Below are 26,077 nucleotides of genomic sequence, written 5' to 3' on the forward strand. Positions count from 1 at the left end.
GAGCACAGCGATGTTAACCCATCCCCTACAAGTCCTTGTAACCACACAGCATTCCATACTGCTTGCACTACTTTAATGCAGTAGAAGGGCGCTGGCAAGGTGTCTGGACAATTATTTGACACCTTGCCGTCATTTTTTTGAAATTAATCAACAAAACGTCGTGCATTGCGGAAAATACGCATCCACGGCGAATCTTCCTGCCATTCATCGGCGCGCCATGAATTGGCAACGGCTCTGAATACCCGCTCAGGGTGTGGCATCATGATAGTACAGCGGCCGTCATCAGTAGTCAGGCCGGTAATCCCAAGGGGTGAGCCATTCGGGTTAGCCGGGTACTGAGACGCCACTTCACCGTAGTTATTCACATAACGCAGTGCCACTTTGTCCTGCACAGACTGTAAGTCAGCCTCCACAGCGAACTCCGCCCGCCCCTCACCGTGGGAAACCGCGATGGGCATTCTTGAGCCAGCCATATCAGCAAACAAAACAGATTTGGACTGCTGTACTTCTACCATGGCAACACGTGCTTCAAAACGCTCCGACTGATTGGTCACAAAATGCGGCCAGTGAGCCGTGCCGGGGATCAGGGATTTCAGGTTAGATAACATCTGACAGCCATTACAAACCCCGAGGCTGAAGGTATCGTCGCGGTGGAAGAAACCTTCAAACTGCTCACGGGCGCGTTGATTAAACAAAATCGACTTCGCCCAGCCTTCTCCAGCGCCAAGCACGTCACCATAAGAGAAGCCACCACAGGCCGCCAGGCCTTTGAAGTCTTCCAGAGAAACGGCTCCGGACAGTACGTCACTCATGTGCACATCGATAGCGGTAAATCCGGCCCGGCTAAAGGCTGCCGCCATCTCCAGATGAGAGTTAACGCCCTGCTCACGCAGGATAGCAATGCGTGGCTTAATGCCTTTGGCAATATAAGGTGCAGCCACATCATCGTTGATGTCGTAACTCAGCTTGGCGTGCAGGCCAGGATCTTTAGCGTCTTGTTTCGCCTCATGTTCCTCGTCTGCGCATTCTGGGTTATCCCGTAAGCGCTGCATAGCGTGAGTGGTCTCTGCCCACATTGCACGATAGGTAGTTCGGGCTTCGCTGAGCACAACCTCGCCGCCACGGGTAAATTCGATGGTATCAGTGGTATTTAATGTCCCTACTTTATGCACCATCTCACTCAGGCCATTTGCTGCGAAGATCCCAAGAACACTCTCCACATCGTCAGCAGAGACCTGCAATACCGCACCAAGCTCTTCGCTGTAAAGCGCCGCCAGGTCGTCATCGCCCAGCGTATCAAGCGCCACACTCACCCCGGTTTTACCGGCAAAAGCCATTTCCGCTACGCTTACAAATAAACCACCGTCAGAACGATCGTGATAGGCCAGCAGTTTGTTGTCGGCCAGTAATGCCTGCACGGCGTTAAAGAAATTAAGCAGTAACTCCGGCGCATCCAGATCAACCGGCGTTTTACCTAACTGGTTATAAACCTGCGCCAGACAGCTGGCGCCTAAGCGGTTTTTACCGGCCCCCAAGTCCACCAGCAATAAGGCTGACTCGCCTTTGTCGGTTCGCAGTTGAGGGGTTACCGTTTTGCGAATATCCGTCGCCGCGCCAAAGGCGGTGATCACCAGTGATAGCGGTGCAGTGACAGATTTATCCTGACCATTATCCTGCCAGGCGGTTTTCATCGACATAGAGTCTTTGCCCACCGGAATGGTCAGGCCCAGTGCCGGACATAATTCTTCACCTACCGCTTTTACCGCTTCGTATAAACCAGCGTCTTCACCAGGGTGACCGGCAGCCGCCATCCAGTTAGCCGACAGCTTAATACGTTTCATGTCGCCAATGTGGGCGGCAGCGATATTGGTAATTGACTCACCTACCGCCAGTCGCGCAGAAGCGGCGTAATCGAGCAAGGCTACCGGCGTACGCTCGCCCATCGCCATTGCTTCACCATGATAGGTATCAAATGCTGATGCCGTTACGGCAACGTCGGCAACCGGTACCTGCCAGGGGCCAACCATCTGATCACGGCTCACCAATCCTGTTACGCTGCGATCGCCAATCGTGATAAGGAATGTTTTCTCAGCAATGGCCGGTAAACGCAGTAAACGTTCAGCAGCATCAGCCACATTGATTTCAGTGCAATCCAACTCAGCTGAGCTCTGACTGGCGCTCGCCACATCGCGATGCATTTTCGGCGGCTTACCTAATAAAACTTCCAGCGGTAAATCGATAGGCTGATTATCAAAATGCTCGTCGTTCAATAACAGGTGCTGCTCTTCAGTGGCTTCACCAATGACAGCAAATGGCGCACGTTCACGCAGACAAATGGCTTCGAACACGGCCAGCTTATCCGGCGCGACCGACATTACGTAACGTTCCTGGGATTCGTTACACCAGATTTCCAGTGGTGACATGCCCGGCTCGTCTGATAATACTTTACGTAATTCAAAACGCCCGCCTCGACCACCGTCGTTCACCAGTTCAGGCATCGCATTCGATAAACCACCGGCACCCACATCGTGAATAAACTGAATGGGGTTGTCGTCACCGAGTTGCCAGCAGGCATCGATAACTTCCTGACAACGACGCTCCATTTCCGGGTTGTCACGCTGAACCGAGGCAAAGTCGAGATCTTCGCTGGACTGACCCGAGGTCATGGAAGACGCCGCGCCGCCGCCCAGGCCAATGTTCATGGCCGGACCGCCAAGAACGATCAGTTTAGCGCCAACCGTAATTTCACCTTTTTCGACGTGATCCTGGCGAATATTCCCTAAACCACCGGCCAGCATAATGGGTTTGTGATAGCCACGCACTTCGGTGCCGTTAAAGCTGTTTACTTCCTGCTCGTAAGTACGGAAATACCCTAACAGATTAGGACGGCCAAACTCGTTGTTGAACGCGGCACCACCAAGTGGTCCATCGATCATAATGTCCAGCGCGCTGACAATGCGGGTAGGCTTCCCATAATCGACTTCCCACGGACGCACTGCATCAGGCAGTTTCAGGTTCGACACGGTAAAACCAACCAGACCGGCTTTCGGTTTAGAACCACGACCAGTAGCACCTTCGTCACGAATTTCACCACCAGAGCCCGTTGCAGCACCAGGGAATGGTGAAATTGCTGTAGGATGGTTATGGGTTTCTACCTTCATCAGGATAGCAATATCTTCGTGATGATAAGTGTACTCATGAGACTGTGGCTCTGGGAAGAATCGGCCAGCCTGCCAGCCTTCCATTACCGCGGCGTTATCTTTATAGGCTGAAAACACATATTCCGGACACAGTTCAAACGTGTTCTTGATCATCTTGAACAGTGACTTAGGCTGCACTTCACCATCAATGGTCCAGTCAGCATTAAAGATCTTGTGTCGGCAATGCTCAGAGTTCGCCTGAGCAAACATATATAATTCGATGTCGTTGGGATTACGCCCCAGCTTCACAAAGTTTTCGAACAAGTAGTCTATTTCATCGTCAGCCAGCGCCAGACCCAGGGTTTGGTTAGCCGACACCAGCGCGTCTTTACCTGCGCCTAAAATATCAACCGAGTTAAACTCACGGGGCTGATGCTTATCAAACAACACCGCGGCCTCTTCCGGCGCCGCAAAGACGCTCTCAGTCATGCGATCGTGCAGCGCTGAGGCAACCAATTTGTGCTGTTCAGCAGAGAGAGGCTGAGCTGTTACCACATAAAACGCGCAGCCACGTTCAACACGGGCAACGGCTGAAAGTCCGCAGTTATGGGCAATATCGGTGGCTTTACTCGACCACGGCGAGATTGTTCCCGGCCGGGGAGTAACGAAGAAACATTCGCCGTCGGCAGCTTCCTGTGCCTGCTTAGGTCCATAGGTTAACAACTTATCCAGCACAGTTAACTGTTCTTCTGTCAGCGCTTGCAAAGTATCAATTAAATGAACGTATTCGCTGTACAGGTGAGTAACTTCGACGCCAGATTGCTGTAGTCGCTGGATTAATTTAGCTGTGCGGAAGTCAGATAACGCCGGAGCGCCACGTAGGACCAACATAGTTTGCTACCTAATTTGTGAGAACCGCCGGGGAGAAAACGCCAATCTTCCGCCAGTCCTGGTTGTGAACTTGTTTGGCGCGGATTATAGTGGAAAAGCGGCGGCTTGATAACCTGCAAGGGTTATTCAGGCGTAATTTTTTTGCCAGATAACCCAATCCTGTGGTTTTAGCACTGACAGCAGTAATTAAAGAATAATAATGAATCCCCTACTTCACCGGCTAACCAGCAAAATACTTTTCATCACCTGTGCAATTGGCTGGTTGTTAATGGCCAGCGCGCAAGCGCAAACCACGCTTAATGCAATCCTGCAGGAACAGGTTTTGAAGGTCGGCCTGATAAATGACAGGCACCATTACCATCTGACCGGAAACGGCCCGACGGGCTTCGATTACGGCTATGCCCGTGGCTATGCTGACTACCTGGGAGTAAGTTTGCAGATCGTGCCGTTTTACAGCGAGGCAAAGCTTTACCAGGCACTTAGCAATAACACTATCGATGTTGCAGCGCCTCGTTTTCGCCATACCGATCCCGAACCAGACCTGAGCTATGGGCCGGTTTTGTTTACGACAACGTTAATCGAGATAGGGCCAGAAAACGCAGCCAGCCCCTGCTCGGCGCCCGGGCCACGGCAACGATTGGTACTCCCTTACTTACAGGATGTGGTAACGGCCATTACCGGTATCGACTGGCAAAAATCTGACAGTGCCGATAGCGTAACGCTCTTGGCTGAGATGATCAGTCAGGCCGACTATTGCACCATTCTTCCCACCACCTGGCGTGCTGCGCTGAAAGGTTATTTCCCATCCTTAGCCGAACAAGTAGTGCCTGATGCGACCCTAACCAAGCAGTGGTTGGTACGTGCTGAGGATACAGCGTTGCTCAGTACGTTATATGAATTCACTCACTTTAGCCGCACCAATGGCTCGCTTGCCGTACTGACAAAGAAAATGCTTAAACCGGAAAAAGTGTTAGTCAAACCCAATCCCAGAGAGCTGGTTGAGGATATCAATGCCCGCTACCCGGCCATACAACAGGCTGTTGAAGAGACCCAAAGTACACTGGACGGTGCTTACATCGCAGCTATCGATTACCTCGTTAATGACTGGCGTTCAGCGCAGCATGAACAGGCAAAAGACATAGACAAGCCAGCCATAAGATTGGCTCAGATAGGCCGTAAACTGGACTTATTGCAAGCGCAATTACCCGCCAGGATCCAGGGTATAGATCGCACCTGGTTTATTCTGGCTGCCTATTATCTTGGCGCCAGCCACGTCGAAGATGCCCGGCAACTGACTTCACTGGCAGGTGCTAACCCCGATTTATGGGTCGACGTAAAACAACAGTTACCCCGCTTGCAAACAGACTATGTGTCTACCCGTGCCGGCTTTGCCGACGGCGCACAGGCGGTGACTTTCGTTGATCAGGTACGTTACGTAGCAGAAACGTTAACACTGTTAATGAAAGCCTCTTGATCTTTTGTCACATCACCTTCATATAAGTCTATTAGAGTAAACAAAGTAAATACCGGGTTGGTAGAAGACAAAAAATGCAACCCATTCATAATCAAGGAGATTAATATGAAAAACACAAACAGAAGACGACATCAGGTGCGTAAAACCAGCCAGAAAATTTTTCAGAGACGCCGTCAGTTTTTGAATTTTGACCTGGTTCAAATGGCTAAAGCTAATTAATTTTTCGTTTTTGCCGCTTTCTTTTCAGCCCTTCGTCGTTTAAAAAACTCAGAAATAATTCCCCCGCACTCATCCGCTAGCACACCACCGCTTATTTCAAGCTGATGGTTTAGCTGCGGATGCTGACACAGTTGCATCACACTGCCAGCCGCACCGGTCTTATGATCAAAAGCGCCGAACACCAACCGATTGATACGGCTATGGACCAGTAGACCCGCGCACATTGGGCAGGGCTCAAGCGTGACATATAAGGTGGCGTTAACCACGCGGTAATTCTCAATGGTGCGGGCGGCCTTACGGATAGCTTTCATCTCTGCGTGAGCGGAAGGATCGTGATCCACAATCGGCGTATTGTACCCTTCACCGATTATCTGATCATCGGCAACCACCACCGCACCTACCGGAATTTCGTTCATCGCTTCGGCCTTTGCCGCCAACGATAATGCATACCGTATCCAGTGCTCGTCTTGACTAACTTGCTCACTCATTAGTGAAAAAACCCAATTCAATGGTCAAAATAGCGATAGTAATTATAGTTCTTCACCACAAAAAAACATAACCACATGTTTTTAAAGCACTTTAAGTTTCTGGCGAAGTACTTGCTATACTATTTCCAAACGATGCTAGTCGTCACATCACCAACACCGATATACTGGCTCGGTAAATGCGACGTTAAGTGTCTGATTATACGAAACTGATTAACGAAGGGAAAATATTATGAGCTTTTGGACTGCAGTAGTTGTGATCGTTGCCATTTTAGCCGGCACCATCATTTCCACCTCTAAACATAAGGCAAAAAATAATAACGCTGATAATGACAAAACCAATGAGCTGGAAAAAGAAGTAGAAGCGCTCAAAGCACGTATTGTCACCCTGGAAAAAATTGTGACGGACCCTGGCTACGACCTGAAAAAGCAATTTAAAGATCTGGAAGACGACCGGGTTGCGTGATTGCCCATCAAAAAACTAACACCAGCAGTAAAATGCTGGTGTTTGATTATTAGCACGCCAAAATCACTCACACCATACCTGTTGTACCTGACTATCAGAGAAACTCCGTAACTCAACGCTAAACCTCCCGAATAATAGGCCATTATTCTTGCCAACAGCGGAGCTATAGAATATCTTTGCTAGCGGGTTTTATCGCGTTGCAAGCTGTTACATGGAGTTGTTGTATGCGTCAGTCATCAGGTTTTACGTTAATCGAACTGATTATTGTTATCGTACTAATTGGCGTATTGTCGGTAGTGGCCCTGCCAAAGTTTATTGATTTTTCCGGTGATGCCAGCCAGGCGACATTTCGTTCAACCGCCAGCGCGTTTAAGTCCGGGGTCGACTTCATTCACCTCAAGTGGCAGGTGGCGGGAAACAACGAAGCTCAGCAGGATTTTATTGCCATCGCCGATCCGGCGGTAGGTGGCGACCTTAGTGTAAATGCCAATGGCTTTCCTGCTGATACCCGAGGCTCCAGCCTAACGCTCAATAGCGACAACGATTGTCTGGATGTATGGCGAGCGGTTCTGAATAACCGTGATGCAAGCGTTGCAACCAACGACAGCGCGCTGTACGAGGCGCAGTACAATAACAACTTCACCTGCACCTACTCATTGGTAAGCAATCCGTCATTAACGGTTGATTATGATTCCACCACCGGTGATGTGACTATTAATTTCTAACCGGTTAACGTATTTCAGTAACCATCCAGAAGGTACCGCTCAGCACGTTCGATACGTCTCGGCTTGCCTGCAATCACCAGAATATCCCCCGGCGTTAAACGCTCATGAAAATCCTCGGCAGTAAATTCCTGACCGGCGCGCCGCACCGATTTAATCTTAACCTTATCAATCATTGCAGTCAGTTCATGCAGTTGCTTATCTACTGCAAACGCGTCGGTGCCCAGCGCTATGGCATGAATAAACTCCAGTTTATCTGCCGTGTTGTAGCTGATTTCTGTCGTTTCTCCGGGATAAAACCCATGCAGGTGATCGTAGCGGCCCTTACGCTCCTCGCGTACGCGCTTAAGAATTTTCGACATGGGCACCCCGGCATAATGCATCACCTGCGAGATAAGCATCAGGCTGCCCTCCTGAAGTTCCGGCACGACTTGACTTGCCCCGGCGCTGTAGAGCGCTTCCAGTTCCACATCGCGTGGGGTTCTGACCATCACCTCTACATCATCCTTTACCTGGCGTGCAGCGCTGATCACCAGCTTGGCCTTGTCAGCCTCGGCAAAGGTCACTAACACCAGCTTTGCCTGTTCCAATCTGGCACTGTGGAGTAAGTCTTTCTGGGTGGCGTCACCATAAATTACGTGTTCGCCGGCGCTGCGACTCTCAAACACCCTTATCGGGTCGACATCAATCACCAGGTACGGCACGTCTTCCATACTGAGCATTCTGGCAACCGATTGCCCTACCCGGCCAAAGCCACAAATAACCACATGATCGCGCATACCACTTACGTCGATAACCGGGACTTCAGGCTCAATATGATTGTGTGCGGCCGGGCTTAATTTCTGAGCCAGCTCAAGGCTGTGTTCTACTAACCAGGGAGTTAAAGCCATGCTAATCACCCCCATGGAGATCAAAATAGAAGATTGTACCGGGGTGATAACGTCGTGACTGCTGGCCAGTGAGGCAATAACAAAACTGAACTCTCCCACCTGACACAGTTTAAGTCCCGCCGACCAGCCATCAATGGAAGAAATGGCGAAAACACTGGCCGCCAGACGCACGAGTATGACTTTAGTGATCATTAATAAAACAACGCCCAGCACAATCCAATGGCCGTAGCTCATGAGCACTGACAACTCCAGCTGCATCCCCACAGTAACAAAAAACAGGCCCATCAGAATATCGCGGAAGGGGCGGATATCGGCTTCTAATTGATACTTATACTGGCTTTCACCAAGCATCATCCCCGCCAGGAAAGCGCCCAACGCCATCGACAAACCAAATGCGTAGGTTATTCCGCCCGCCAGCAAAGCGACTAATATAGTGGTAAGAACAAACAATTCGTCGGTGCGGGTTCGCGCCACTTCCCGAAAGACCCAGGGTAAAACCCATTTACCGGCCGACATTAACATACCTACAACCAGTATGCCTTTTACCAGTGCCAGGGTCAGCGCCATGGCCAGACTGGTATCACTCTGGCCGGATAGCAGCGGAATGACTATCAAAAATGGCACTACAGCCAGATCCTGAAACAACAGAATACTGACCGCCAACTGGGTACGGACATTGTTTAAAATGCCCATTTCGGTGACCTGCTTGATCACAATAGCGGTTGAGCTAAGCGCCAGCATACCGCCAATAACAATTGCTGCAGAGAGGGTCGTCTCCACCAGTACCCACACTGCCAGTGAGCCCAGTACGGTGGTCAGCACCATTTGCATCAGCCCGGCGCCGAACACCAGCGATCGCATTGCCATCAGTTTGGGTAATGAAAATTCAAGACCGAGAGAAAACAACAAGAAAACAATCCCCACCTCAGCGGCCAGATGCATGTCCTCCGGATGAGAGTAGAGAGCAAAACCACTGGGACCGGCAATAATCCCGGCAAACAAATAAGCGAGAATGGGCGGCAAATGAATGCGCTTAAACAAAGCCACACTGACCACTGCAATAAGCATCAGCAGTACAATTTGAACGAAACCGTGCTCTACCACTTAAATTCCCCGTAATGCATTTTGGGCATGTGTTTTGCTTTATAAATGGAAACGATACTATTAAGTCTAATCAAAGCACACATTTTCACAAGAAACGACATTTTTTTGTCATCCTTAAAGTGAAGTGAGTGTAAGACGTTGAGTCAAGGGGCAGCACTTGGATATATCAATGATTCAATTTGAGCAAGCTACAGCAGAAAGCAGCTTTCTTGGCACCATAGAGCCTGAAGTGCTGACCAGTGAGCAGGTCAATACTGTGCTAAACCAACTGACCTCGACGATTGAAATTTATACACTCGTCTCGCTCTATTTTACACAGGTAAACAGATATTTACCCTTGGTAGGTATCGATATGTCAGAGTTTGATGAGCAATTAAATGCCGGCTTACTACACAGCCACTCCGCGGTTAGTCTACCGGTTAGCGCTGTGCGTCTGGAGCAGGGTAAGCATGCCGCGTTTGTGCGTTATATTTTTGACGAAAACCTGTCGCCCTCTCAGCGTCGTGTACTGGCAACTCTGCATCAGCTGTTTACCCGCCCCTTAACTCACGCGATGGAATTCCAGCGTTTACGGTTGATGGCCACTAAGGATCCACTTACCAACCTGGGGAACCGAAATGGCTTTAATGAAGCGGCCCAGCGCCTGATAAACCGAAATACGCGCAACGGCCAGACCTTCGGACTTCTGGTGGTAGATTTAGATAACTTTAAACAGGTCAATGACAAGCACGGTCACCAGCAAGGTGATGTGGTGTTAGAAACCACCGCGTCAATCCTGACCGACACCATTCGTGGCCACGAAGAGGCCTATCGCTTCGGCGGCGATGAATTCTGCTGCTTACTGGATGTCAGTTGTCCACAAGAATTATCGGCCATTGCAGGCCGGATCCACGACGCCATGCATACCCACCCTCTGCTAAAAGCGCATCATGTCACTTGTAGCATAGGCGGTTCACTGCTGCGCGAGAACGACAGTATGGGCGACCTGTTCGACCGTGCTGACAAAGCGCTTTACGAAGCCAAGGAAGACGGCAAAGATACCTATCAGGCAGCCTGAAGCGGCAACGAATTGCCTCTGGCAAAGCGGGAATTAGAGTGGTCTCAGCTGGATATACAATGAATACTGCCCCGTGTTAGACAGCGGTATTACCTTTTCTTTGCTTATTAGTACCAGTGGCTGCTGTGCAGCGCTGAGTAATAACCACTCACTTCGTTCCCAAGGCGGAATATTCCACTGCTTTAACCACTGCTTCAAAGGCTTATGGTGTGCTGCACCGGCAGGCTTGAGTGCCACCGATAACACCGGCCTTTGCAATAGAAACTCGCTATGGGAGACAGCAGTATTCAGCACGAGCGTGGCGTCATTCGCCTGATGGCGGATGGATAAGCGCTGACCGACCGGGGCAATCCTAACGTCTTCCCCCACGTTAAATTCAAGGGACTCAAAAGACCAGTCACTTACCCGTTTGTGCAGGCAATACAATTCATTCTGGTAACGTCGTAACTCAACACGCCCAAGCACCAGATGTGGTTGAGCATCCGGCTTAGCCCTGAGCATGTGCTGAATTTGTTCGAGTTGCTTTGTCCCCGGCATGGCCACCTGATTACGCTCAAGCCAGCGGCGTAATAAGGCCCGTTGCCAGCGCGCCGAAAAGCTTTTGAGCTGCGTCACACTGATACGATCAGGTTGATAACACAAACCGTTGTTCAGGTGATCGTCACAAACCTCATCTAATAGTGCCTGCTGTTCGGCACATAAACCGGCACTGCGAGACACCGTCTGACCCACCGCTGGCCAACGGGCACTCAGCGAAGGGATAATTTGCTGACGCAGAAAATTACGGTCAAAACTGTCGTCCATATTGGACTCATCTTCAATCCAACGTAATGAGTGCTGTCTGGCGTAGGCAACAATTTGTTCTCGGCTAATCGCCAGTAACGGCCGGCTCAATATCACCGAATGCATCGTGCTGATAGCCGGTATTCCGGACAGCCCTTTCGGACCCGCGCCACGTTTTAACTGTAACAGCACCGTTTCCAGTTGATCATCCTGATGGTGGGCGGTCAGGATAGCGCCATTTGCTGACTTAGCATGCCGGGTTAATGCCGCATAACGTTGCTCTCTGGCGCAGGCTTCCAGGCTCTCCCGAGGCCCGGGTGAAACGTCCACCGGGTATGCGGTAAAAGGGACTCGTACTGACTCACAAAAAGTCGAACAAAACTGCTGCCACAGATCAGCATTAGGACTTAATCCGTGATTGATATAAACGGCGGAAATTTCAGGCATGTTCGGTTCGCAGCGCTGCACCACACTCAGTGCATGTAATAACACCACCGAATCAACACCACCACTTAACCCCACGATCAGGCATTGCGGAAGATGCTCCTGCACAACCGTGGCCAAATGCGTTTTGAGTGCGTGATAAATGGGATCCATAAAGGCGCTGTAACCTGATTAAAACAGAATAAAAAAGGGCCGATACGGCCCTTTAGTAAAGTAATCGATTTAATGTGGCCTAGCAATAACCAAATGACATCAGGCGCTCATAGCGCTCATCCATCAGTTTATCCACTGGCAACGATTGTAACTGGCTTAATTGCTGTTTCAGCGTGGCTTTCAGATTAGCTGCCATACTGTCGTGATCACGGTGCGCACCGCCTAATGGCTCTTCAACGATAGCATTGATTAGCCCCAGTTCTTTAATTTGCTGCGCGCTAACCCCCATGGCTTCGGCCGCCTGTGGCGCTTTATCGGCGCTCTTCCACAGAATCGACGCGCAACCTTCCGGCGAAATCACCGAGTAAGTACTGTATTGCAGCATATTCACGCGATCACCTACGCCAATGGCCAGGGCACCGCCAGAACCACCTTCACCAATAACGGTACAGATGATAGGCACTTTCAGCTCGGCCATTTCTTTCAGGTTACGGGCGATAGCTTCACTCTGGCCACGCTCTTCTGCGCCAACACCAGGATACGCCCCGGGGGTGTCGATTAAGGTAATAATGGGCAAATTAAAGCGCTCTGCCATTTTCATCAGACGCAACGCTTTACGATAACCTTCCGGTTTTGGCATCCCGAAGTTACGTTTAATCTTCTCCGGTACATCACGGCCTTTCTGATGACCGATAATCATTACCGGCTGGTCGTCTAATTTCGCCAGGCCGCCTACAATCGCCTTGTCATCCGCATACGCGCGATCGCCGGCCAGTTCGTCAAATTCCTGAAACGTGCGGCCAAGATAATCCAGCGTATAAGGACGCATGGGATGGCGCGCTAACTGAGAAATCTGCCAGGCACCAAGATTCGAAAATATCTTGCCGGTTAACTCAGCACTTTTCGTGCGCAGACGGGTGATCTCTTCTTCGATCCCCACATCAAACTCACCGCCCTGATTTACCAACCGCAGCTCTTCAATTTTTGCTTCTAGTTCGGCTATTGGTTGTTCAAAATCCAAAAACTGTATACTCATTACGTGTCCTACTTTTACTCCCCGATTAGCCCGACTTTCATCGACTAATGAAAGGTTAGCTTAACCGACTGCTCACCCAGGCACTGTTTTAAATCGTGCAATAATTGATCTTCGGGTGTAATAAACCAGTGCGCGTCACATTTTAATGAAACCGCCACATCCGGATGTAAAATATCTAACTGAACCGGGCAACTACCGCCCGCATAATTACGTAAAATCGACTGCAACGATGATAACTTATCTGGTTTACACCATTGTGTGTCGACTTGCAACGCCAGAGAACGCGCATTTTTCTCACGCGCCTGCACTATATCCATAGCATCCCGGGCGGTGATTGTATTGCCACCCGAGAAATCATCAAAGCTGACCTGTCCTTTGATGACCAAAATACGATCAGGTTCGAGCACTGATTCAAAAGTTTCATACATTTCAGGGAAGAACCTGACGTCCATTCTAGCACTTTTATCGTCAAGTGTAACAATTGCCCAGCGCCGGCCTTTCTTATTGGTCATTACCCGTACACCCAGCACCAGACCAACTGCCGTAGCCATTTGATCTTTACCGGTCGGACGCAGATCAACCAACCTTCCATCTACATAGTTACGAACTTCTTCGGCATATTGATTAATAGGATGGCCGGTTAAATATAACCCTAAGGTTTCTTTCTCACCATCGAGCCAGACTTTTTCCGGCCACTGTGGCACTTCAGCAAACGCCTGGCGTACCTGCTCAGGTTCAGTCGTCAATAATCCGAACATATCTGACTGACCGAAAGACTCGGCTTTCGCATGCTGATCGGCCGCTGCTATGGCTTCTGGCAACGACGCCATAATGGCCGCACGATGCGGGCCAAGGTTATCCATTGCGCCCGCCAGTACCAGCTTTTCCAATACCCGCTTATTCACACGCTTAAGATCAACTTTGGCACAAAAATCAAACAGGTCAGAAAATTCCCCCTGATTCTCACGGGCTTCAATAATCGCTTCAATAGGACCTTCGCCCACGCCCTTAATAGCACCGATACCATAAACAATCCGACCTTCGGTATCGACAGTAAACTTATAACGACCTTTATTCAGATCCGGCGGAAGTATCTTCAGGCCCATACGGCCCACTTCATCCACCAGGGTAACAATTTTATCCGTGTTATCCATATCGGCAGACATAACCGCCGCCATAAATTCAGCAGGATAATGCACTTTCAGCCACAGCGTTTGGTAAGACACCAACGCATAGGCAGCAGAGTGAGATTTGTTGAACCCGTAACCGGCAAATTTTTCTACCAGGTCAAAGATTTTCATGGCCAGATCCGGGTCAATATTGTTGTTTTTTGACCCTTCGGCAAACACCGCCCGTTGCTTTTCCATTTCTTCGGGCTTTTTCTTACCCATGGCCCGACGAAGTAAGTCTGCTCCACCCAGCGAGTAGCCTGCCATTTCCTGGGCAATCTGCATTACCTGCTCCTGATAGAGGATAATGCCGTAGGTGGGTTCAAGGATTTCCTGTAAGCACTCGTGCTGATAATCGGCATCCGGATAGGAGATATCCTCACGGCCGTGCTTACGGTCAATAAAGTTATCTACCATGCCCGACTGCAAAGGCCCGGGACGGAACAAGGCCACCAGAGCGATAATGTCTTCAAAACAGTCCGGCTTAAGGCGCTTAATCAACTCTTTCATGCCGCGGGATTCAAGCTGGAATACCGCGGTGGTTTCGGCCGCCTGTAAGGAGCGAAAGCTTTTCTTGTCTTCCAGCGGAATGGCAGCAATGTCGACGTCTTTGCCCTGCCCTTCCTTAACCATATCCAGGGCCCACTGAATAATAGTCAGGGTCCGTAAACCCAGGAAGTCGAACTTAACCAAACCGGCGGTTTCAACATCGTTTTTATCAAATTGTGTAACCGGGTTTTTACCCTCGTCATCACAATACAGAGGCGCGAAATCGGTAATTTTGGTGGGGGCTATAACCACCCCTCCGGCGTGCTTACCGGCATTACGGGTGACCCCTTCGAGGATCCGCGCCATATCAATCAGGTCGCGAACTTCTTCATCCTGATCATAAAGTTCAGGTAGTCGCGGTTCCGCTTCAAAAGCCTTGGCCAGGGTCATGCCCGGATCGGGCGGGATGAGTTTTGAAATGCGATCAACAAAGCCGTAAGGGTGACCCAGTACCCGCCCCACGTCACGCACCACCGCTTTGGCCGCCATGGTACCGAAAGTAATAATCTGCGATACCGCATCCCGGCCATAGAGTTCGGCAACGTGGTCAATAACCTCATCGCGCCGATCCATACAAAAGTCAACGTCGAAGTCGGGCATGGAAACCCGTTCCGGGTTAAGGAAACGTTCGAAAAGCAGGTCGAACTCCAGCGGATCCAGGTCGGTGATCTTAAGCGCATAAGCCACTAATGAACCGGCACCGGAACCCCGTCCGGGACCTACCGGTATATCGTTATCCTTACTCCACTGGATAAACTCCATTACAATAAGGAAGTAACCAGGGAAGCCCATCTGGTTAATAACACCGAGTTCAATTTCAAGACGTTCGTCGTAGGCGGGTCGCTTTTCCCGGCGCTCATTTTCATCGGGAAATAAGAACGCCAGACGCTCCTCAAGTCCCTCTTCTGAAACCTTCACCAGAAAGTCTTCGGTAGTCATTCCGCCGGTAGGAAACTGCGGCAGAAAATACTCGCCCAGACGAACCGTTACATTGCAGCGTTTAGCAATCTCTACGGTGTTTTCAATAGCCTCGGGAATGTCCTCGAACAAGGCCACCATCTCATCGCTACTGCGCAAATACTGCTGTTCACTGTAGTGTTTGGGCCGGCGTTTATCATCCAGCGTATAGCCATCGTGAATACAAACACGAATCTCATGAGCGTCGAATTTTTCGCGATCGATAAAGCACACTTCATTGGTGGCAACCACGGGCAACCCGTGTTCCTGCGCCAGAGCAAAAGCTGCATGATTATAGTCTTCTTCGCCCCGCCGCCCCGTACGTACCATTTCCAGGTAAAAACGATCGGCAAAATGATGCGCGTAAAATGCCAGGTTATCCTGCAGCATTTTGGGATTGTTCTTTCCCAGTAACTGGCCAATGTCCCCTTTTGTTCCCCCCGAGAGAACAATTACGCCTTCGGCATGCTCGGCCAGCCATTGTTTGTCGATGACCACCCGATGGTGAACGTGGCCACGCAAATAGGCTTTAGAAATCAATAAGGTAATATTTTTATAACCTTCATTGTTCATAGCCAGCAGCGTAAGGCGGAAGGGGTCATCCTCAAAGTCTTCGCTTTGCACCCAGAAATCGGTGCCAATAATGGGTTTAATTCCACGGGAGTGGGCTTCTGAGTAATATTTTACCAGGCCACACATATTCATCTGATCGGTGATGGCCACCGCTGGCATCCCCAGCTCTTCCACTTTGGCAAGAATAGGCTTGACCTTGTTCAGGCCATCCATCATGGAATAGTCACTGTGTACCCGTAAATGAACAAAGTTCGCTGACATTTTTTATTAACCTTTAGTTGTCACCGATGGTTCTGCAGCAGACAGTACTGCCTGAACCGGTTTAAAACTTTTTCGATAGCACGATAATACACCGTTGTCGGCCAACGCTGCAAAGTGTGCTTTGGTGGGATAGCCTTTATGTGCCGCAAACCCGTAAGCCGGGTATTGCCGGTCGAGTTCAATCATATCATTATCCCGTTCGACCTTGGCCAGAATTGACGCAGCGGAGATCTCAGGGTGCAGACTGTCGCCTTTCACAACGGCTTCAGCGGCATAAGACCAGGGCGGTAAACGGTTGCCATCGACCAATACAAATTCAGGAGTAAGCAACAAATTATCCACGGCTCTGGTCATGGCCAGCATCGTGGCATGCAAAATATTCAGTTTGTCGATTTCTGCCGGCGTAGCGCGTCCAATGGCCCACGCTAATGCTTTTTGTTTTATCTCAGCCGACAGTAAATTGCGCTTTTTTTCGCTTAACTTTTTAGAGTCAGTCAGTCCCTCAATGGGATTGTTGGGGTCAAGAATAACCGCTGCGGTTACCACGTCGCCGACCAATGGGCCGCGACCCACTTCATCAACACCGGCAATATATTTACTACTCATTGATTACTTCCAGCACGGCGTCGGCCGCTCGCTCATCAGCATTTTGTTTTAATGATTGGTGCAGCTCAACAAAGCGCGCTGTTAACTCTGTGGTGTCAGTGTCAAACAGGGCTAGTAATTCGCTGCTCAGTCGTTGTGGGTTGACCTCTTCCTGCAGCAGCTCAGGGATTAGCGGCTCATTCGCCAGAATGTTCGGCAGTGAAAAGTAAGCGGGTTTGTACAATCGCATCATCATTTTATGCGTTAACCAGGATAGCAGGTATGCCGACACCATCGGCCGCTTACAAAGCATGGCTTCCAGGGTGGCGGTACCGGATGCCAGTAAAATAACGTCACTGGCGATCATTGCCTCACGGGACTGTCCTTGCAACAACAGCACCCGTTCATCGGTTAGCCAGGCGGGGTTATGCTCAGCCAGGTAGTGTTTTATTTGCGCATAGCGACGTTCATTTGCCGCCGGTATGACAATCTGACACCGGGCTTTTTGTTGCCAGAGGCGTTCAACCGTTGCGATAAATACCGGTAGAAGCTTAGCTACTTCACCACCGCGGCTTCCCGGCAACATCGCCAGACAAGCAGATTGGCTAGTCAGGCCCAGTGTTTCTCTGGCGGCAGCCTGGTCAGGGACGAGGGGTATAATATCGGCCATGGTGTGGCCAACAAAGGTATAGGGTACCTGATATTTATCGTAGACATCCTGTTCAAAAGGAAATATACCCAGCACCCTGTTTGTCGCCTTGGCAATTTTGAAAATTCGTTTCTCGCGCCATGCCCACACCGTTGGACTAACATAATGCACGGTCTTGATACCCTGTTGTTTCAGGGCGGTTTCTACACGTAAGTTAAAATCCGGAGCGTCCACGCCGATATACACATCGGGAGGATGCTTAATGAAATGAGCGACGAGTGCGTTTTTAACTTTAAGAATGGGACGGATGCTGGATAAAACTTCAACTAACCCCATAACCGAGAGGGTTTCAATGTCGAACAGGCTGGTGCAGCCGGCAGCCTGCATATTCGGGCCGGCAATGCCTTCAAATACCACGTCAGGATAGCGCCTTTTCAGCGCACTGATTAATCCGGCGGCGAGAACGTCGCCGGAAGCTTCACCGGCAACCACGGCAATGCGTAGCGGTTTACCCGTCATGGGTTAACGCACGATGCCGCGTTCTGAACCTGCCAGAAACGTAATTAACATGCCAACTTCAGGATGGCCTTCAGCCATTTCAGTCAGTTTTTTAATCGCTTCTTCAACCGTATTATTATCACGGTATATCACTTTGTAGGCGCGTTTAATCGCCATGATAGTTTCTTTACCAAAACCGCGACGACGCAAGCCTTCAGAGTTAATTCCCTGAGGCACGTGTTTGGTGCCACTTATCATGACAAATGGCGGAATATCACGCAGTACAATAGCACCGCCACCGGTAAACGCGTGTTTACCTATTTTACAAAACTGATGAACCGCTGTAGTACCGCCCAGAATAGCGTAATCGCCTATTTCTACGTGACCGGCTACCGCAACATTGTTAGCCAGGATAGTGCCGTTACCAATCACACAATCGTGCGCAATGTGGGCATTTACCATCACCAGGTTGTCATTACCAATACGAGTTACGCTCTGGTCCTGAATCGTTCCACGGTGCACCGTTACGCCCTCGCGAAACACGTTATTGTCACCAATAACGAGTTCAGTACGCTCACCGGCATACTTTTTGTCCTGGCAATCTTCACCGATAGACGTGAACTGGTAAAAATGATTTTTGCGGCCAATGCGGGATGGCCCTTTAATGACAACGTGTGACTCTACCCGGCAGTCATCGCCAAGTACTACGTCATCACCAATCACCGAAAATGGGCCAACTGTGACATTTTTACCAAGTTTGGCATTGGGGGAAATCACAGCAGTTTCATGAATCACGTTAATCTTTCTCTCTCATTGCACACATAAATTCTGCGCAGCAGGCTTCTTCACCGTCGACGCTTGCAACGCCTTTAAATTTCCAGATACCACGACGCTCTTTAACAATACAGACGTCAAAATCCAGTCTGTCACCGGGCGTTACCGGGCGCTTAAAGCGCGCGTTATCAATACCGGCATATAAGTATAGCTTATCGTTCTTACCTATTGTCTTAAAGCCTAAAACGCCGGCGGCCTGCGCCATTGCTTCAAGAATCAACACCCCAGGGAAAATAGGATAATCAGGAAAATGCCCGGTAAAACAAGGTTCGTTCAGGGTAATATTTTTATACGCTTTGATGCTAACGCCCAGCTCGTAATCTGTCACTCTGTCTATAAGCAGAAACGGATACCGATGAGGCAGCAAATCCATAATTTCACGGATTTCTATAGTGTTAAGTGGGTTGGCCAAAAATTATCTCCTTCGACACGGTACAAGCAGACAACTCCCTTTATGGTGACTTTGTCGCTATAACTTCATATGGGCCGCAACCTTACGCGTTAATCACTTAAAAACAAATCAGACCAACACACTGCGCTGGCCTGATTGATTACGATTAGATACTAGTTGTTGCTGTAAGTACCTGCTGACTTACAGAGCAGTATTGAGATACTGCTCTGTATCAGGTCGCTGCAAATTAGTTTAACTTGCTAAGCTGGTCCAGAACTTTTTGTGACAGGTCGTTGCTTTCGTCAGCGTAAACGACAGCCGGTGCATCAAGCACCAGATCATAGTCGTTATCAGCCGCTACAGAGTCAATCGCCTGCTTGATTAGCGCTAAGATTTTGTTGCGCTCTTCATTCTGACGACGCTGAATGTTTTGCTGTAGTGGCTGTACTTTCTGCGAAAGTTGCTCACGAACAGTCAGGATTTTGTCTTCCAGTTCTTTCTTTTCGGTTGCGCTCATGGTCGCCGCGTCACGCTGCAATTTCTCAGCATATAACTGGCCGTCACGCTGTAACATGTTAACTTCGTCAACCTGCTCTTTGAATTCCATTGAAATGGCATTCTGGATTTCAGCCGCCTGAGGCAGCGCCTGAAAGATACCCTGCACGTTTACCACGCCGATTTTTTGCTCTGCCATAGCAGCAGAACTGAACATCGCACTACCTAGCATTGCCGATGCAATTGCGTATTTTGCCAATTGTTTCAAAAGGTGCTCCTTTTATTTTCTGGTCTGTGCCAGCTAATATTAAAATGTTTGACCAATATTAAATGTAAAGAATTTCGCATCATCGCCTTCACGTTCTTTAAGTGCCCGCGAGAAGCTGAAGACCATAGGGCCCATAGGTGAAATCCATTGTACAGAAATACCTGCTGAACTGCGAAATAATGTCGGATCAGAATAATCCAACAGTTCGTCACGACCTCTGTTATCTAACTGCAGATATTCGTTATAGTCAAACTCTGTATCCCAAACGTTACCCACGTCAACGAACACACTGGTACGAACAGAGTTAGACGCATCTTCTTCGACGAACGGTGTAGGGGTAATCAGCTCAAGGCTACCAAGCGCCATGGCATTACCACCTAAACTACGACGAGACAGCACATAGGAATCGCCCGTTGGACTACCAGGAATAACTGTACCATCCGGTAAAGTTACCGAGTTTGAACCACTTACACGCTGTATACCACGCGGGCCTACCGTGTTGTTTTCAAAACCACGAAGGGTGTCCGCACCACCCGCTGTGAAGTTCTCAGTAAACGGCAGAATTTGATCTTCACCGCTAATATCACCATAACCATTACCATAGCCCAGTCTTACTTTAGTCAGTACTGACCAGCGCTGATCGCGGCTCAACGGGAAGTAAAAACGGCCATCATAAATGGTTTTGAAGAAGTTCACGTCTGAATTCGGCGTTGTTATGCTGAATGAAGCACGCTGTGATGAACCAGCAGTTGGGAACAAACCTCGGTTTAAGGTGCTACGACTCCAGGATACCGAGCTTTGCAGGCTGGTATAGTTAATTGGCGCATCCGGATTTTGATCATCAGTAAACTGACCGTAGAAACGGTTAGTTTGCTCATAGTAACCCCGGTTAGACAATTCTACATCAGAGTAAGTCAGGCCAAAGTTAATACGGTTAAATTCGTCAATGGGATAACCAATGTTAGCGCCTACAGACCAACGCTTTGAGTTATATTGAATAACGTTAAAGCTGGAACCATCAAATTCACTGAACGACACTGTTCCACCCAGACTGATCCCGTCAATGGTGAAGAACGGGTCAGTATAAGACAACTGTGCCGACTTCTGGTACGAAACAGTACTCACATTAACGCCGATACGCTTACCGGTGCCCAGGAAGTTATCCTGTTGAATACCCGCCTGTAAGCCAAGCTTGGTTTGGTCACCGTAGCTGATGCCGGCATTGAAAGAGCCCGACGGCTGTTCTTTTACTTTAAACTGCACATCGACCTGATCGTCTTTACCAGGAATACGCACCGTTTCAAATTCAACTTCTTCCATGTAGGTTAAACGCGACATGGCATTTTTCGAGCTTTCCAGCAGATCGTTGGAGAGCCAGGTACCTTCCATTTGCACTACGTTCTGACGTAACACTTCATCGGCGGTAATGGTGTTACCGTTAAAGTTAACCCGACGAACATAAATACGTTTACCCGGATCCACCCGCAGGGTCAGCTTAACGGTTTTATCTTCATCGTTAATCTCCGGCACGGTAGTAACCGTAGGATAAGCATAACCAAAGCGGCCAAGGTACTTACTGATAAACTCTTCGGTATAGGTCACTTCTGCCTGGTTGTATAACTCACCCGGGGTTAAGGGCAATACCCGCTCGATGTAGTTTTCATGACCCAGCATCTCACCTACCAGCTCTACTTCAGAGATGGTGTACTGCTCGCCTTCGCTAACATTTAATGAAATGTAGATACCGTCTTTCTCAGGCGTCATGGCCACCTGGGTAGAATCCACGTTGAAACGCAGGTAACCGCGGTCCATGTAGAAGTTCCTCAGGGTTTCCATATCGCCTTGCAGCGTTTGCTGCTGGTAACGGGTTTCAGACAGAAAGTCATACCACGCAGTATTAAACTGCAGCTCAAAATCTTCCAGCAATTCCTGGTCTGAGAACAGCTCGTTACCCACGATGTTGATTTGCTTGATATCGGCGGCATCGCCCTCTTCAAACAATAGCTTTAAATCAACGCGGTTACGTGGCAGTGGCGTGATAATCGCTGTGACATCAGCGTTGTACTTACCAATACTGTAAAAGAAATCCTTCAGGCCGTTTTCTATAGAGGTCAGCACGGTTTTATCCAGTGGTTCACCCACCCGAATGTTGCTGCCGTCCAGGCTTTCCTGAAGCTGTTCGTCTTTTATGTCGTCGTTGCCGTCGAAAATAATGTTACTGATAGTCGGACGTTCGGCCACTTTAATGACCAGCGTGTTACCGTCGCGCAATACCTGAATATTTTCAAAGTGTGTTGACGAATACAGCGAGCGAATCAACTGTGTAATTCGAAATGAATTGACTTCGTCACCTTTTTGCACCGGGATATAGGTTAGCGCGGCGCCCAAAGCAACTCGCTGCAGGCCTTCAACCCGGATATCTTCTACGACAAACTCACTGTTGCCTGAAGCAGCGTTGGCTAAGCTAGCACTGGAGCATAACAATCCGGCTACTACTAACTGATTAAACTTCATCTATTCTTTTTCTTCCTGCTGCGTTCGCTTATTCTTGCTGACGTCTGCATTCTTACGACAAACGTGTAATATCATTAAATATGGCAATGCTCATTATGGTAAATAACAGCATGGCACCAATTCTAAATCCCCATTCCTGAACTTCCTCAGGTACCGGGCGGCCGGTAATCCACTCAATGGTAAAGTACATCAGGTGACCACCATCTAACATGGGCAGGGGCAATAGATTAACTATCCCCAAATTCACACTGATTAGCGCCAGAAAACTCAAAAAGTAAACCAGGCCATATCCTGCACTGTTACCCGCGCCCTGCGCGATAGCAATCGGGCCGCTCAGGTTTTTAACTGATACATCACCGGTAATCAGTTTCCCTATCATTTCGACACTTAAGGTCATTAAGCGCCAGGTCTTATCGACCGCTTTGCCCACCGCTTCCAGCACTCCGTACTGGTGGGTAAACACATAACCTTCCGGCCATGGTTCGGCAAAAGGACTGACTCCCAGGTAGCCGTCCTGCCCCTCAGGGGTATCACGGCGCCCAATTGTGGCAGAAAGGTCATAGGTTTGACCAGCCCTGTTTACCTGAATCTCTACCTGTTCGCCCGGGCGGTTCTTAATTTCTGCCACCAGATCAGCCCACGCAGTAACCGGTTTGCCGTCCAGCGCCACAATGACATCGTTTTGCTGAAGACCGGCGGCACTCGCTGCTGTCTGTTCGGCTACGTAAGCAACGGTTAACGTTGCTCCTGGCCTGAATGGCGAAATTCCCAGACTGCGTAAAGGAGACTCCGAATCCGGATCAAAGTTCCATCCGGCAATATCTAAAACGCGTTGTCGGGCGCTTTCGTCTTCTGAAACGACGGTAATCGCCATAGTGTCCTGGCCAATGTGCGACATCAGCTCCAGGTTAACTGCTTCCCAGTCCTGAGTAGCTCGTGTGCCCACCGCGGTAATTTCCGTGTTGCCGGTTAAGCCCGCTCTGGCGGCGATACTGTCAGGCGTCACCTCACCAATCACCGGCTTAATCGTACTTATGCCAATTAAAAACATGGCGTACAGAGCAATGGCGGCGAAAATAAAGTTTACGCCGGGGCCGGCCGCAATAATAGCCATGCGCTTACCCACCGACTTATTATTAAAAGCCTGCGAGGCCATTTCGGGAGGCACTTCGTCAATCCGCTCATCCAGCATTCGCACGTAGCCACCGAGTGGAATAGAAGCCAGGGCGAACTCTGTGCCATGCTTATCGACTCGGCTCCAGATGGGTTTACCAAAGCCAATTGAAAAACGTTTTACGTGCACTCCACATAAACGCGCTATGTAGTAATGCCCCCACTCATGTACGGCAACCAAAATACCTAAAGCAATAATAAAAGCACCGGCATTTCGTAAAAATTCAAACACGCTCTAACCTTCCTCTACCATTGCTAATGCAGCCAGTCTTGCCTGTTTGTCTAATTCAAGCACTTGTTGGATGGACGAAACCGCGGTTGGTTCAAAACGATTTAGAATTTCCTCGTTTATTTGTGCTATTTGATTAAAGCTTATGCGATTGTCTAAAAAGGCGGCTACTGCAATTTCGTTAGCGGCATTTAAACGCGTGGTAGCGGCCTGGCCACTTCGACAGGCTTCGATAGCCAGGTACAGGTTGGGAAACCGCTGTTTATCGGGGGTTGCAAAACTTAAATCACTCAGGGTAGCAAAATCCAGTGGCTTCACGCCGGCTTCAATGCGCTTTGGATAACCTAATCCATAAGCAATTGGCGTGCGCATATCCGGATTACCCAGTTGCGCAACCACGGATCCGTCAATGTACTGCACCATGGAATGGATGGTACTTTGAGGATGCAGGACTACCTGAATGTCGTCTGGCTGCAGGCCAAAGAGCCAACAGGCTTCAATAAACTCCAGGCCTTTATTCATCATAGTGGCTGAGTCTACCGATATTTTCCGCCCCATATCCCAGTTGGGGTGGGCACAAGCTTGCTCTGGTGTAATGTTGGCAAAAGTCGCCGGATCACGTTCTCTGAACGGACCACCGGAACCGGTCAGTAAAATTTTACTGATCCCTGACGCAGCTAATTCGCCGTAGGCAAAATCTGCAGGTAAACATTGGAATATGGCGTTGTGTTCGCTGTCGATGGGCAGGATTTCAGCCTTGAACTGGCTGGCGGCATCGATAAATAATGCGCCCGACATCACCAGCGACTCTTTATTCGCCAGCAAAACCCGTTTACCAGCTTTAACCGCAGCAAGTGTCGGTTCAAGACCGGCAGCGCCAACAATGGCGGCCATTACTGAATCGACTTCAGGCGCAGAGGCAACCTCTTCCAGCGCTCGTTTACCACTTAACACTTCGGAAGACAGTTCGTAATCCTGAGCCAGTTTAATGGCCTGCTCGTAATCGGCATCGCTGGCAACCACCAGAAACCTGGCATGACAAGCCTTCGCCTGCTGGACCAGTTTTTCAATCTGGCGGTGGCCCGTGACCGCAAACACCCGGTATAAATCCGGGTGTCGGCTGATAACATCCAGTGTACTTTGACCGATGGAACCGGTCGCACCAAGAATCGTAACCGTTTGCATTATGCCATCCAGGTGACGTAGCAATAGGCAAATACGGGAAAGGCGGCCGTTAGGCTATCAATACGATCCATCAGCCCACCATGACCGGGCAAAATACGCCCGCTGTCCTTGATGCCAGCGCAACGCTTGAACATACTTTCGTTGAGGTCGCCCAGCGCGGATACGCCAACCGTTAAGCCACCAATCAATAAGTGCAGCCAGATACGTGAGGATTCCACCTGATAATGCAGCGCGGCAAAGGCAATAATAGCAAAAGACGCCATGATGCCACCGAACAAGCCTTCAAAGGTTTTCCCCGGCGACACATTTGGGCGTAATTTGTGGCGGCCAAATTTTACGCCAACAAAGAAAGCGCCGATATCGGCTGCCCAGACAATCCCCAGCACATAAAATATCAGTGACGCGCCATAGAAGGTGTCTACGTCATATAAACTGGAACGCAGGGCGATTACAGCAACCCAGGTAGGAATAAGGGTTAACAGGCCAAACAAACAGCGAATTATCCAGCTTTGACGCCAGAATGCAGAATACCGCGGATACGCCAGAATCATAAAGAAAGAAGCCAGCCACCAGACTGCCGCAACCGACAGGATCCAGTGATAAAACTCATTAAGCGCGCCCTGAGACCAGATCAAGTTAACATCCACAATGCTAATCAGGGTGAGACAACAAGCGAGCAGAATCAGTCCAAAGGCAACCTTATAAGGTCGGCCTGTAATGCCCGACATATTTGCCCATTCATAACCGCCCAGTGCAACCACACCGGCAATAACATACTGAAAGATGTTCATGGGCAAAAACAAGATAGCCATAATGGCCAGTGGCGCCAGAATCAGCGCCGTGATAATTCGTTGCTTTAACATGCGATGGGTCTTTTATAGGC

19 protein-coding genes are annotated in these 26,077 nt (G+C 49.5%); 4 read left to right on the forward strand and 15 right to left on the reverse strand.

The genetic code is table 11. From position 1 onward, the window contains the following. Positions 1 to 143: 143 nt before the first annotated feature. Complete coding sequence (purL, locus tag AC27IB_RS00520; protein WP_487118150.1) at positions 144 to 4,031, reverse strand: phosphoribosylformylglycinamidine synthase; 3,888 nt, start codon at positions 4,029 to 4,031, stop codon at positions 144 to 146. Positions 4,032 to 4,230: 199 nt separating this feature from the next. Here purL and AC27IB_RS00525 point away from each other — a divergent pair, with 199 nt between their 5' ends. Continuing rightward, positions 4,231 to 5,505, forward strand: coding sequence for a membrane-bound lytic murein transglycosylase MltF (locus AC27IB_RS00525; RefSeq protein ID WP_487118152.1), 1,275 nt, complete (start codon positions 4,231 to 4,233; stop codon positions 5,503 to 5,505). A gap of 215 nt (positions 5,506 to 5,720) precedes the next feature. On the opposite strand, the gene tadA is transcribed toward AC27IB_RS00525, so the two are convergent. Further along, positions 5,721 to 6,212, reverse strand: coding sequence for a tRNA adenosine(34) deaminase TadA (tadA, locus tag AC27IB_RS00530; RefSeq protein ID WP_487118154.1), 492 nt, complete (start codon positions 6,210 to 6,212; stop codon positions 5,721 to 5,723). Between the two features lie 229 nt (positions 6,213 to 6,441). Here tadA and AC27IB_RS00535 point away from each other — a divergent pair, with 229 nt between their 5' ends. Further along, a complete protein-coding gene (locus AC27IB_RS00535) occupies positions 6,442 to 6,675 on the forward strand; it encodes a hypothetical protein (protein ID WP_123324291.1) in 234 nt (77 codons plus the stop codon). A 224-nt stretch (positions 6,676 to 6,899) separates the two neighbouring features. Next, positions 6,900 to 7,400, forward strand: a complete 501-nt coding sequence (locus AC27IB_RS00540) for a prepilin-type N-terminal cleavage/methylation domain-containing protein (protein ID WP_296044805.1) — start codon at positions 6,900 to 6,902, stop codon at positions 7,398 to 7,400. 14 nt (positions 7,401 to 7,414) lie between these two features. Here the strand turns inward: AC27IB_RS00540 and AC27IB_RS00545 are convergent, their stop codons facing one another. After that, positions 7,415 to 9,355: a cation:proton antiporter domain-containing protein gene (locus tag AC27IB_RS00545; protein WP_487118467.1), complete on the reverse strand. Its 1,941-nt coding sequence runs from the start codon at positions 9,353 to 9,355 to the stop codon at positions 7,415 to 7,417. 193 nt (positions 9,356 to 9,548) lie between these two features. Here AC27IB_RS00545 and AC27IB_RS00550 point away from each other — a divergent pair, with 193 nt between their 5' ends. Then, on the forward strand, positions 9,549 to 10,448 hold the full coding sequence (locus tag AC27IB_RS00550) for a GGDEF domain-containing protein (RefSeq protein WP_487118157.1): 900 nt from the start codon (positions 9,549 to 9,551) through the stop codon (positions 10,446 to 10,448). A 33-nt stretch (positions 10,449 to 10,481) separates the two neighbouring features. On the opposite strand, the gene tilS is transcribed toward AC27IB_RS00550, so the two are convergent. The 12 genes from tilS to AC27IB_RS00610 form a co-directional block, all read right to left on the reverse strand. Continuing rightward, entirely contained in the window at positions 10,482 to 11,828 is a 1,347-nt protein-coding gene (gene tilS / locus AC27IB_RS00555; RefSeq protein ID WP_487118159.1) for a tRNA lysidine(34) synthetase TilS, read from the reverse strand. 79 nt (positions 11,829 to 11,907) lie between these two features. Continuing rightward, positions 11,908 to 12,864 (reverse strand): acetyl-CoA carboxylase carboxyl transferase subunit alpha, encoded by a 957-nt coding sequence (gene accA, locus AC27IB_RS00560; protein ID WP_296044796.1) that lies wholly within the window; start codon positions 12,862 to 12,864, stop codon positions 11,908 to 11,910. 44 nt (positions 12,865 to 12,908) lie between these two features. Next, the gene (gene dnaE, locus AC27IB_RS00565) at positions 12,909 to 16,373 is read right to left on the reverse strand and encodes a DNA polymerase III subunit alpha (RefSeq protein WP_487118161.1); all 3,465 of its coding nucleotides are present in this window, start codon (positions 16,371 to 16,373) and stop codon (positions 12,909 to 12,911) included. Between the two features lie 6 nt (positions 16,374 to 16,379). Further along, entirely contained in the window at positions 16,380 to 16,979 is a 600-nt protein-coding gene (gene rnhB / locus AC27IB_RS00570) for a ribonuclease HII (protein ID WP_487118163.1), read from the reverse strand. Next, the gene (lpxB, locus tag AC27IB_RS00575; protein WP_487118165.1) at positions 16,972 to 18,126 is read right to left on the reverse strand and encodes a lipid-A-disaccharide synthase; all 1,155 of its coding nucleotides are present in this window, start codon (positions 18,124 to 18,126) and stop codon (positions 16,972 to 16,974) included. Before lpxB ends, rnhB begins: the two co-directional genes overlap by 8 nt. 3 nt (positions 18,127 to 18,129) lie before the next feature. After that, on the reverse strand, positions 18,130 to 18,900 hold the full coding sequence (gene lpxA / locus AC27IB_RS00580) for an acyl-ACP--UDP-N-acetylglucosamine O-acyltransferase (protein WP_487118167.1): 771 nt from the start codon (positions 18,898 to 18,900) through the stop codon (positions 18,130 to 18,132). 1 nt (position 18,901) lies between these two features. Then, on the reverse strand, positions 18,902 to 19,351 hold the full coding sequence (gene fabZ / locus AC27IB_RS00585) for a 3-hydroxyacyl-ACP dehydratase FabZ (RefSeq protein ID WP_105935054.1): 450 nt from the start codon (positions 19,349 to 19,351) through the stop codon (positions 18,902 to 18,904). 226 nt (positions 19,352 to 19,577) lie between these two features. Then, positions 19,578 to 20,093: an OmpH family outer membrane protein gene (locus AC27IB_RS00590; RefSeq protein WP_487118169.1), complete on the reverse strand. Its 516-nt coding sequence runs from the start codon at positions 20,091 to 20,093 to the stop codon at positions 19,578 to 19,580. 39 nt (positions 20,094 to 20,132) lie between these two features. Beyond that, positions 20,133 to 22,607: an outer membrane protein assembly factor BamA gene (gene bamA, locus AC27IB_RS00595; RefSeq protein WP_487118171.1), complete on the reverse strand. Its 2,475-nt coding sequence runs from the start codon at positions 22,605 to 22,607 to the stop codon at positions 20,133 to 20,135. A 52-nt stretch (positions 22,608 to 22,659) separates the two neighbouring features. Then, positions 22,660 to 24,012 carry a sigma E protease regulator RseP gene (gene rseP / locus AC27IB_RS00600; RefSeq protein WP_487118173.1) on the reverse strand — a complete coding sequence of 451 codons (1,353 nt, stop codon included), beginning with the start codon at positions 24,010 to 24,012 and terminating at the stop codon, positions 22,660 to 22,662. A 3-nt stretch (positions 24,013 to 24,015) separates the two neighbouring features. Continuing rightward, positions 24,016 to 25,194 carry a 1-deoxy-D-xylulose-5-phosphate reductoisomerase gene (gene ispC / locus AC27IB_RS00605; RefSeq protein ID WP_487118175.1) on the reverse strand — a complete coding sequence of 393 codons (1,179 nt, stop codon included), beginning with the start codon at positions 25,192 to 25,194 and terminating at the stop codon, positions 24,016 to 24,018. Continuing rightward, entirely contained in the window at positions 25,194 to 26,057 is an 864-nt protein-coding gene (locus AC27IB_RS00610) for a phosphatidate cytidylyltransferase (RefSeq protein ID WP_487118177.1), read from the reverse strand. The genes ispC and AC27IB_RS00610 overlap by 1 nt, the downstream gene beginning before the upstream one ends. Between the last annotated feature and the right edge of the window lie 20 nt (positions 26,058 to 26,077).

The sequence above is a fragment of the Alteromonas sp. 4NH20-0104 genome (genome assembly GCF_057547795.1).